Genomic DNA, 11,088 nt, shown 5'->3' with positions numbered 1-11,088 from the left:
CAGCGTTCGTCCTGAGCCAGGATCAAACTCTCTTTAAAATAAATCGAATTTGAATACTTATTCAACACCGTGAATAAGTTTCCTTAGCGTCACAAATTGACTTTGCTAGCTTGTTTCTTACTTTTTTTGGAAACATCTTTTTGTTTCCTGTCCTATGAATTGATTGGTGAAACATCTGTTTCATCGCTTTTTCATCTTCGTTTTGTTCAGTTTTCAAAGGTCACATTGCTTCTTTCAGCAACTCTTATATCTTACACCAGTCAGTATGTAAAGTCAATACTTTTTTTATTTCTAAAAAACTTTTTCAACCTCCACACATTTGGCTGGAACGTTTATAAATATACCATGTTTCAAAAGGCTTTGCAAGCATATTTACAAAAGTTTTTTCTCTTAGGAAAAATTGTTTTTTTACAGAAAATTATCCTCCGTTTAACTTTTAAAAAAGCGTGTAGCAATTTATAAATGCTACACGCTTTTTATTAGTCTCTATGTTTCATCGTAGGGAACAGCAATACATCTCTAATTGATGGCGCATTTGTAAGCAGCATAATCAAACGGTCCATGCCTATCCCTAAGCCGCCGGTTGGGGGCAAGCCTTGTTCAAGCGCTACTAGGAAGTCGTCGTCCATTTCGTGGGCTTCGTCATTTCCTTGTTCGCGTTCGATTAGTTGGGATTCAAAACGGGAGCGTTGGTCAATTGGGTCGTTTAGCTCCGAAAAGGCATTTGCGTGTTCGCGCCCGACAATGAAGAGTTCAAAACGGTCGGTGAAACGACTGTCAGTTTTACTCATTTTAGCCAGAGGAGAGATTTCAACTGGGTGTCCATATACGAATGTTGGTTGAATGAGCTTTTCTTCGACGAAAGTCTCGAAAAATTCGTTTAGAATATGGCCATATGTCATGTGTTCTGTGATTTCGACATTGTGTTTTTTCGCAAGTTCGCGAGCTTCTTCAGTTGTGACATTCCATAAATCAACACCTGCATATTCTTTGACAGCGTCTGCCATGTGGATTCGCGTCCAGCCTGGTGCTAGTTTTACTTCGTGTTCGCCGTAAGTTACCGTTGTTCCACCTGTAGTTTTTTCCGCTACGTAGGATACGAGCCCTTCGACTAAGTCCATCACATCTTCAAAATCCTCATATGCAGCATAGGATTCAAGCATTGTGAATTCTGGGTTATGGCGAGTTGAAATTCCTTCGTTGCGGAAAACTCGGCCGATTTCGTAGACTTTGTCCATACCTCCTACGATAAGGCGTTTTAAATGGAGTTCTAGTGCGATACGCAAATACAAGTCCATATCAAGCGCGTTGTGGTGCGTTGTAAATGGTTTCGCGGCTGCTCCGCCGGCAACAGTGTGCAACACCGGCGTCTCGACTTCTAAATAACCGTGATCATCTAAATAGTCGCGTGTATATTTTAAAATTTTGCTACGCATAACAAAACGCTTTTGGCTTTCTTCGTTGGTAATGAGATCTAAATAGCGTTGACGGTATCTTTGCTCCACATCTTTTAAGCCGTGGTATTTATCTGGAAGCGGGCGAAGCGCTTTTGTCAGCATCATAAAATCCGTTGCTTTAACCGAAAGTTCCCCAGTGTTTGTGCGGAAAACAGTTCCTTTAATGCCAATGATATCGCCTAGATCCGCTAGTTTAAAGACATCGTATTTTTCCTCACCGATATTATCTTTGCGGATGTATATTTGAACTTGGTGGAAACGATCCTGAATGTGCGTGAAGCCAACCTTCCCTTTTACGCGTTTTGTCATGATTCGTCCCGCGACAGAAACTTCGATATTTGCTTCTTCTAAGTCTTCCTTTGATTTGTCCTTGTATTTTACTTCCATTTCTTCCGGGCTAATGGAACGGACAAATTTTTCACCAAAGGGATCTACACCGATATTCCGCAAAGTATCAACTTTTTCACGGCGAACGATTAACTGATCATTTAATTCTTCGTGGTTTTCGTGAGTCATATCATGACACTCCTATTCTTTTCATTATAAACAGATGATTTCATTATACGCTTTTTATATACTATTTTTCCACCCTAATTATAGAAAAAGTTGACACAAATTTGCGTGCCAACTTTTAAAAGTGAATTTAAGACGGTTTAATCAGGTTTTTCTCTTCATATTGATTAACGAAATCAAGTAGAATTTTTTCCATTTCTGCCTTTTCAGTCGCTTGATTCACCGCAACTTTTGCTCGAGTGCTCCCACGCGCGCCTTTTAAATAGTAAGCGGCATGTTGACGAAACTCACGAACCGCAATATTTTCACCTTTAAGTGCGATTAAGCGGTCTAAGTGGAGCAAGGCCGTTTCAATTTTTTCGCGCGGTTCTGGTTCTGGCATAAGTTCGCCCGTCTCCAAATATTTCACCGTACGATAAATCATCCACGGGTTCCCAAGTGCAGCACGACCAATCATGACACCGTCAGCACCCGTTTCTTCAAGCATTCGTTTGGCATCTTCTGGCGTTTTCACATCGCCGTTTCCCATAAACGGAATTTTGATAGCCTTTTTTACATCGCGCAAGATATCCCAATTTGCGACACCTTCGTACATTTGTACACGCGTCCGCCCGTGCATCGCAATTGCTGCGGCACCAGCGCTTTCAGCAGCCAAGGCATTTTCTACAGCAAAAACATGCTCATCATCCCAGCCAATACGCATTTTCACGGTAACTGGCTTGTCAATTGCCGCCACGACTGCTTTTACCATATCGTGCACTTTGTTCGGGTCAAGCAACCATTTGGCGCCCGCTTCACATTTAATAATTTTATTAACTGGACAGCCCATGTTAATGTCGATAATGTCCGCCGTCGTATTTTCTGCAACAAATTTCGCAGCTTCCACAAGCGTTTCCTTCTCACCGCCAAAAATTTGTAAGCTTAACGGCTTTTCTTTTTCATCTATATAGAGCATATCAATCGTTTTTTGGTTGCGGTACTCAATGCCTTTGCCGCTAATCATTTCGCAGCACACTAGGCCAGCACCAAATTCTTTCACTGTAAGTCTAAAAGCGGAGTTTGATATTCCGGCCATCGGAGCAACGACTACACGGTTTTTAATCTCCACATCACCAATTTGAAACATGCTTTTAAAGCCCCTTCCTCTTTCCTTTTTCATACGCTAGTGTTATGTTAACACAGTTTAAAAGTTTCGCAAGTGCTTTTTTTACCACTTTAGATGAAAATTTGTCCGTTTTATCCCTTGATTTTCGATTAATTTTTCAACTAAGTAAGTTTTGGCGACTTCCTCCGCAATTTCTGAAAGAGGCAACATCACAAAGGCTCTTTCCTGCATAAAAGGGTGTGGAATTTTGAGTTTTTCGGTATCGATTTGAATGTCATCATAGAGCAAAACATCTACATCGATGAGCCGCGGTCCCCATTTAAACAAGCGCACGCGACCGAGTTCCTTTTCAACATTTAAACATGTATCGAGAAGCGCTTCTGGCGCGAGGCTTGTCTCGATTTGAACGGCAATGTTAAAAAATATATCCTGATCCTCATAACCAACTGGCTCCGTTTGGTAAACACTGGAAACTTTTTCAACAGTGATGTTCGGATTTTCTGCCAGCAATTTAACCGCTTGCGTGAGATTTTCCAACTTTTCACCAATGTTAGAACCGAGAGATAAAAATGCTTGCGCCATTTAGTCCACACTCCGCTCACGATAAATTTCAACCGCAACAGAATGATAATGGCCCGGAATTGGCGGATTCGGTTTAATGACTTTCACTGTGACGGCTTCAAGCTTTGCATAATCTCGCAAAACTTCCGTAGCAATTGTTTCCGCAAGTGCTTCAATCAATTTGAACTCGCGCGCCTCAGTAATTTCCTTCACCGTTTCGTAAACGTCCGCATAACTTACCGTATCCTCAACGCTATCCGTCCGCCCTGCTTCTTTCGTCGATAAATGAAGCACCAGAGACACTTGAAAAACTTGCCCCAACTGGTTTTCTTGCGGCAAAACACCATGATAACCATAGAAATTTAGTTCATTTAAGTAGATTTTATCCATTTTCTCACCCTTTTTCGTTTTTTAAAGCAATATGTCCCATAATAGCATCTGTCATTCTAACCATTCTTGCTATTTCAAGCACATCGTGAACACGAACAATACGACAGCCTTTCGCCAGACCGTACACGACGGTTGCTCCCGTGCCTTCAATACGATCGTTTGTTTCTAGGTTTAAAACTTGACCGATTGTTGACTTACGGCTCGTTCCAAGTAAAACTTCAAAGCCTAGCGCGACAATTTCGTCAATGCGGCGTAGGACTTCCAAATTTTGCTCAACCGATTTTGCAAATCCAAATCCCGGATCTAAAATAATATGTTCATCTTTAACGCCAGCCCGCCGACAAATTGCAACACTTTCTTCTAAGTCAGCCTTCACTTCTTCCATAAAATTTTCATAATCCCGGTCCATTCGGTTATGCATCAAACAAATCGGAATATCATATTTAGCAGCAATTGCCGCCATTTTAGAATCTTTTTTCGCGCCCCATTGATCATTTAACAGATCGGCACCAGCGAGCACTGCTGCTTCCGCCACCTCACTGCGCCATGTATCAATGGATAAATATGTATTTGGCAGCGCCTTGCGTAGAGCTTTAATAACAGGAATAACACGGTTTGTTTCCTCATGAATCGAAACCTCCGAATGTCCCGGGCGAGTGGAAACACCACCAACATCAATAATACTAGCACCATCTCGCACCATCTTTTCAGCATGTAAAACAGCTTCCTGCACGTCCATATATGCGCCACCATCTGAAAATGAATCTGGTGTAATATTTAAAATCCCCATCACTAGACTGGTTTGTGACTTTTCCCATTTTTTAACCAATAGCCTCACCTCTCTTCATTATTATAGCATCAAAATAGCTCATAGCAGCCTCTTTTGTTTTAAAGCACATAAAAAACCAACGTGGAAAAGGGAGTAAACCACGTTGGTCAAAAAGGGAGTTTTGGGATTTTCATTTAAAGGGGAGAAATGAAAATGTTTTGTTGTTGTTAGCTTATGACTATATAATAAACAGATTTCCCTAAAATCTACTGTGAGAAAAATGAAAGTTCATTAAGAAATTAATTTTTTTCTTCTCATTCTATTTTTTATTCCATAAAGATAGTAAAACTTCGCCAAATCTAGCTTTATCAGTGATTCTATAGCCACCTCTTGAATGAAAAGGTATAATAAAATGATTGTCTACCTTTGACGAATTTCGTTAGAGGGCAGGTGCACACATGGCAATTCTATATACCAGTTTAATTGCGCCGATTGTAGTTGGTTGCGTAATTACGCTTTTCAAACACATATTAGAAGGTCGGCGTAATGGAAATTAGACGACAACAAACTTCTGAACCCATAAAAAATACCCTAGCTCTGACCAGTTAGGGTATTTGGGTGTCACAATGACAATTCTTATACAACTATATTTTAACAGATTTCAAAATCTTTGCGAATATACGTTTTCTTTTAGACATAAAAAACCAGTGTGGAAAAGGGAGTAACCACACTGGCTAAAAAAGGGAGTTTTGGGATTTTCATTTAAAAGGGGAAAATGAAAATGTTTTGTTTGTTGTTAGCTTATAACTATATAATAAACAGATTTCCCTAAAATCTTCTGTGAGGAAAATGAAAGTTTGTTAAGAGTTTCATTTTCTTTTTTTCATTTTACGCAAACAAAAACCAATGCGGAAAAAAGGGAGTAAACCGCATTGGTCCAAAAGGGAGTTTTGGATTTTCATTCTAAAAAGGGAAAGAAATGAAAATGTTTTGTTTGTTGTTAGCTTATAAATGCATCATACGCGCAAAAAAAGTGTTTCTACTGTGTAGAAGATTAGAAAAAGATTAGAATTTTATTTCTATACATAAAAAGAGATGAGTGACGACACTCATCTCCTTCTATTATCTATTACTCATCAAAATTATATAACGCAGTGCTTAAATAGCGTTCACCGTTGCTCGCCACAACTGCAAGCACTTTTTTCCCTTCGCCAAGCTCCTTAGCAAGGTCTAAAGCAGCTTTAATTGTCGCTCCAGAAGAAATCCCAACTAAAATCCCTTCTTTTTTCGCAACTTCACGCGCGGTAACTAGAGCATCTTCACTAGCCACTTTAAGGACACCATCATATACTTTTGTATCCAGTGTATCTGGAACAAATCCAGCCCCAATGCCTTGGATTTTATGCGGCGAAGGAACACCACCACTTAATACAGGCGATTCTTCTGGTTCTAAAGCATAGATTTTAATATCCGGATAATTTTTTCGTAACACGTGTCCTGCACCAGTAACAGTACCACCAGTTCCTACGCCGGAAATGAACGCGTCAAGCCCATCTTTACCGAAAGCTTCGACAATCTCTGGACCAGTCGTTTTTTCATGAACCTGTGGGTTTGCAGGGTTGTGAAATTGTTGCGGGATAAAATAACCATGTTCTTTAGCAAGTTCATCTGCTTTTTGAATGGCCCCTTTCATACCGTCTGCACCTTTTGTGAGCACAAGTTCTGCACCGTATGCTTGAAGAAGTTTACGTCTTTCAAGGCTCATTGTATCTGGCATAACGAAAATTGCATGGTACCCTTTTGCAGCTGCTACCATCGCAAGACCAATTCCTGTGTTTCCACTTGTCGGCTCAATGATTGTATCACCAGGCTTCAAGACACCTTCTTTTTCAGCTGCTTCAATCATAGCATTTGCAATGCGATCTTTCACGCTCCCACCTGGATTTTGAAATTCTAACTTCACATAAACGTCCGCACTACCTTTTTCCGGTAAGCGATTTAACTTTACAATAGGGGTATTTCCAATTAATTCTGTAATTGAATTCGCAATTTTCATTTCAACACTCCTCCAAATAGCTTTTCTTTTACTTTACCTAATTCCGAGTTGTTTTGTCAATTTTAAAAATCGATTGGGAATCTTTATCGTTTGAAACAGCTTTCTAATGTATTTTTATGGTAAGAATGGTGGCGACGAGTGATTAAATAAAAAATCATCCGCATAACGCGGATGATTTTTTATTTCGCTTCTTCATATAAACTTTCCAACTCTTCTTCCGAAAAATGGTAATGGTTTCGGCAAAAATGGCATTCCGTTTCCGCCCCGTGTTCTTCATCAATCATTGCACGAATTTCGTCTTTGCCTAATGAAATAATCGCTGTTTTAAAGCGCTCTTTTGAACAGTTGCATTCAAAACGGACAGGAATCGTTTCTAAAATTTTTACTTTTTCAGCACCACCCGCAAGAAGCGCGATGATACTTTCTGGTGTTTCCCCGCTATCAATCATGCGCGAAACAGTTGGGCATTTCGCCAAATTCTTTTCGATTTCGGTAATTAGCGCGTCATCAGCACCTGGCAGAAGTTGCAGCATAAAACCGCCGGCCGCTTTGATTGTCGTATCGGGATTAACAAGGACGCCTACACCTACAGATGAGTTGATTTGTTCGGAGTTTGCCAAATAATACGTGAAGTCCTCAGCAATTTCCCCTGATACAATTGGAATTTGGCCAGTAAAATTTTCGCCAAAACCTAAGTCTTTTACAATAGAAAGCGTTCCTTCTGTCCCAACGCCGCGGCGCACATCTAGTTTCCCGGCTTCATTTAAATCCGCAAAATTGACGTGCGGATTAGTGACGTAACCGCGGACCCCACCTTGCGTATTACTATCCGCAATAATTGCGCCGATTGGGCCATTTCCTTCAATTTTTGCTGTGATTTTCTGATTTTCTTTTTGCATCGCACCTAAAAAGAGCGTCGCTGTCATCGTACGGCCAAGCGCAGCGGAAGCTACCGGCCACGTATCATGGCGCCTTTGCCCTTCGCTAACTGTTTCTGTTGTAATCGCTGCATAAATTCGCACGCGACCATCATATGCTAAAGCTTTCACTAAATAATCGTTCATTTCTTTTCTCCTTTATTTCGCTTATATAATACGTACAATCCTTTTAATGTTAAAAAGGGATCCACCACATCGACAAGTGTCGATTTCTCAGTAATCAGACGCGCCAAACCACCAGTCGCGACAACAATTGGGTTTGTTCCGGCTTCTTTTTTCATCACCGAAATAATCCCTTCACATTGGCCGATGAAGCCATAAAAAATGCCGGCCTGCATAGAGGTCACTGTCGTCTTGCCAATTACGTTTTGCGAAGCTTTTATATCCACCCGAGGTAGTTTTGCGGCGTGATTGTACAGTGCTTCCGTCGCCGTCATGATGCCTGGTGCAATTGCTCCGCCTTGATAGGTGCCTTTTTCGTCAATGTAGCAAAATGTTGTGGCTGTGCCAAAATCAACAATAATAATCGGGCTTTTGTATTCTTCAAGAGCCGCGACCGCATTCACAATTCTGTCGGCACCCAGTTCCCGCGGATTTTCCACTTTTAAATTCAAACCCGTTTTAATCCCTGGCCCGACAACGAGCGGTTCAACTTGGAAATAGCGTGTGCTCATCGTTTGAACAGCATGCATAACGGGTGGCACTACCGAACAAATCACAACGTCCGTCACTTGTTCTGGTAATATTTTTTCATGGTTTAAAAAGCTTAATACGAGCATCCCTAATTCATCTGCCGTCCTCGCCTTATCTGTCGCAATCCGAAAAGTCCGCTTCAACTCCTCACCGTCATAAACCCCAAACGTGCAATTTGTATTTCCTACGTCGATGACTAAAATCATTGCTTTCACACCTCGTTTTTGTTCTAAGAAAGGACTAAGCACGTATGCTTAGTCCTTTCTATTATTATTCGTTGTCTTTTTTATCTTGTGGTTTTTCTTCTGCACTTTCAGCTTCTTCTGATGTCGTTTCTTGCGTTTTCTCTTCAGTTGCTTCTTCGTGCTTCAATTCCGCTTTTTCTTCATCAAAAGATTTTGGTTCTTCATCATCTTTTTCGGAAGGATATTCTTCAACCGTTAATGTATCCGCATCTGGAGGCATTACACCGTCATCAAATAGCGAACGAATTTGGCGAGCATCTAGCGTTTCCACTTCAAGAAGTGTTTCCGCGATTAGAACATGTTGCTCTTTATGTTCTAAAAGAATATTTTTGGCGCGATCGTAACAGTAGCGAATAAGGCTTTGAACTTCTGTGTCAATTTCATAAGCAATCTTATCAGAGAATCCTTTATCGCTCCCGAAGTCGCGACCCATGAACACTTGACCGTTTCCTGATGTGAATTGAAGCGGTCCAATTTTATCACTCATACCCCATTCTGTTACCATGCGGCGTGCAATTTCTGTTGCGCGTTCAAAGTCATTACTTGCGCCTGTTGTAACTTCACCGAACGTAATTTCTTCAGCAACACGTCCACCAAGCAAGCCCGTAATTCGGTCAAGAAGTTCTGCTTTCGTCATTAAGAAGCGGTCTTCTTTCGGAAGCATGACAGCGTAACCGCCGGCTTGTCCACGTGGAACAATGGTTACTTTATGAACTGTTTCGGCTTCATCAAGCACCATACCGACAACTGTATGTCCACTTTCGTGGTAAGCAACTGTGCGGCGTTCTTTTTTAGAAATAACGCGATTTTTCTTAGCAGGACCAGCAATAACGCGGTCGCTCGCTTCGTCTAAATCACTCATATCAATTTGCTTTTTATCAGCACGAGCAGCAACTAATGCCGCTTCATTTAGTAAGTTTTCTAGGTCTGCCCCGGAGAAACCAGGCGTACGTTGCGCAATCGCTTTTAAATCAACACTTTTGGCTAAAGGTTTGTTTCTAGCGTGTACGCGTAATACTGCTTCACGGCCTTTTACGTCTGGGCGGTCAACCATAATTTGACGGTCGAAACGGCCTGGACGAAGAAGGGCTGGGTCAAGTACATCTGCACGGTTCGTTGCTGCGATAATGATAATACCTTCATTACCACCGAAACCATCCATTTCAACGAGCAATTGGTTAAGCGTTTGTTCACGTTCATCGTGACCACCGCCCATGCCAGCACCACGCTGACGACCTACAGCATCAATTTCATCGATAAAGATAATACATGGCGCATTTTTCTTCGCATTTTCGAACAAATCACGAACACGGCTCGCACCGACACCAACAAACATTTCTACAAAGTCAGAACCACTGATTGAGAAGAATGGCACACCCGCTTCTCCTGCTACAGCACGGGCAAGTAACGTTTTACCTGTTCCCGGTGGTCCGACTAAAAGCACACCTTTTGGAATACGTGCACCTAAATCAGCAAATTTACGCGGATCTTTCAAGAACTCAACCACTTCAACAAGTTCTTGTTTCTCCTCATCTGCTCCTGCAACATCTGTAAATCGCACTTTCTTCTTATCGTCATTGTAAAGTTTTGCTTTGCTCTTACCAAAGCTCATCACTTTACCACCGCCGCCACCTTGTGACTGGCTCATTAAGAAGAAGAACAGGATAATGATAATTAGGAACGGAATAATGGAAGAAAGGAAGGTAACCCATCCATTATTTTGTTTAGCTGGGACAACTTCCCATTTAGTTTTATTGCTATCTGCTTCTTTTTGCATATCCGTTAATAGCGTATCACTACTAAGCGCATAAGTTGTGAAGGCCGTATCACTTTTATTTTGGCCTAATACTTTCTTATCATCCTCTGATGATTTATCTGAAGATTTAAATTCACCTTCAATTGTATAAACACTGCGATCAGGTTGGATAGTAAATGATTTTACATCCCCGTCCTCCAGTTTCGTCATAAACTCTGAATAACTAATATCCTTGGCTGCCTCTTTATTATTGTTAAAGGAAGCTACAATTCCAATGATGACTAGGAATATTATGACATAAAATATTGCATTTCTAAAAAATCTGTTCATTCCGTACCTCCTCCCACGTAAGAGCCTGGATTATACTTTTAAAATTGGCTTCAAGGAAACAACAAACTTTTCCCTATTTTTCCGAAAAAACACATCCGAAATTCAATTTCTCTCACGAAGATTCATTTATTAGTAAAGTCATTCCCCAATAGGTATTATGAGCTAAAAAACTAAGATTAATAATAGCATAACGCTGGCGTGTTGCCTACTAATTTGCATATTTCGCAAAATTTCTACTTACTTTATCAACCTTTTTACTTATACTTTACATTTTA

Annotated in this window: 10 protein-coding genes; 1 reads left to right on the top strand and 9 read right to left on the bottom strand. The window is 40.9% G+C overall.

Features of this window, described 5'->3' with window-relative positions:
- Positions 1–479 precede the first annotated feature (479 nt).
- The 5 genes from lysS to folP form a co-directional block, all read right to left on the bottom strand.
- On the bottom strand, positions 480–1,973 hold the full coding sequence (gene lysS, locus CFS60_RS10495; protein ID WP_088839221.1) for a lysine--tRNA ligase: 1,494 nt from the start codon (positions 1,971–1,973) through the stop codon (positions 480–482).
- A 127-nt stretch (positions 1,974–2,100) separates the two neighbouring features.
- A complete protein-coding gene (gene dusB, locus CFS60_RS10490) occupies positions 2,101–3,096 on the bottom strand; it encodes a tRNA dihydrouridine synthase DusB (RefSeq protein ID WP_088810738.1) in 996 nt (331 codons plus the stop codon).
- An 81-nt stretch (positions 3,097–3,177) separates the two neighbouring features.
- A complete protein-coding gene (gene folK / locus CFS60_RS10485; protein WP_088810739.1) occupies positions 3,178–3,657 on the bottom strand; it encodes a 2-amino-4-hydroxy-6-hydroxymethyldihydropteridine diphosphokinase in 480 nt (159 codons plus the stop codon).
- Positions 3,658–4,026, bottom strand: coding sequence for a dihydroneopterin aldolase (gene folB, locus CFS60_RS10480; protein WP_088810740.1), 369 nt, complete (start codon positions 4,024–4,026; stop codon positions 3,658–3,660).
- A gap of 4 nt (positions 4,027–4,030) precedes the next feature.
- On the bottom strand, positions 4,031–4,816 hold the full coding sequence (folP, locus tag CFS60_RS10475; RefSeq protein WP_088839224.1) for a dihydropteroate synthase: 786 nt from the start codon (positions 4,814–4,816) through the stop codon (positions 4,031–4,033).
- A gap of 437 nt (positions 4,817–5,253) precedes the next feature.
- On the opposite strand from folP, the gene CFS60_RS14155 reads away from it, so the two are divergent.
- Complete coding sequence (locus tag CFS60_RS14155) at positions 5,254–5,352, top strand: type I toxin-antitoxin system Fst family toxin (RefSeq protein WP_117584604.1); 99 nt, start codon at positions 5,254–5,256, stop codon at positions 5,350–5,352.
- Positions 5,353–5,924: 572 nt separating this feature from the next.
- On the opposite strand, the gene cysK is transcribed toward CFS60_RS14155, so the two are convergent.
- From cysK to ftsH, 4 genes are all read right to left on the bottom strand, one after another.
- Complete coding sequence (gene cysK / locus CFS60_RS10470; protein WP_088839220.1) at positions 5,925–6,851, bottom strand: cysteine synthase A; 927 nt, start codon at positions 6,849–6,851, stop codon at positions 5,925–5,927.
- A gap of 179 nt (positions 6,852–7,030) precedes the next feature.
- The gene (hslO, locus tag CFS60_RS10465; RefSeq protein ID WP_088810742.1) at positions 7,031–7,915 is read right to left on the bottom strand and encodes an Hsp33 family molecular chaperone HslO; all 885 of its coding nucleotides are present in this window, start codon (positions 7,913–7,915) and stop codon (positions 7,031–7,033) included.
- The gene (locus CFS60_RS10460) at positions 7,912–8,688 is read right to left on the bottom strand and encodes a type III pantothenate kinase (RefSeq protein WP_088810743.1); all 777 of its coding nucleotides are present in this window, start codon (positions 8,686–8,688) and stop codon (positions 7,912–7,914) included. The genes hslO and CFS60_RS10460 overlap by 4 nt, the downstream gene beginning before the upstream one ends.
- A 64-nt stretch (positions 8,689–8,752) precedes the next feature.
- Positions 8,753–10,813 (bottom strand): ATP-dependent zinc metalloprotease FtsH, encoded by a 2,061-nt coding sequence (gene ftsH / locus CFS60_RS10455; RefSeq protein ID WP_088815902.1) that lies wholly within the window; start codon positions 10,811–10,813, stop codon positions 8,753–8,755.
- Between the last annotated feature and the right edge of the window lie 275 nt (positions 10,814–11,088).

This window comes from Listeria sp. ILCC792, assembly GCF_900186135.1.
Taxonomy (GTDB): domain Bacteria; phylum Bacillota; class Bacilli; order Lactobacillales; family Listeriaceae; genus Listeria; species Listeria goaensis.
Note: the sequence above shows the minus strand (reverse complement) of the source record. Positions and strands in the feature narration are given on the sequence as shown.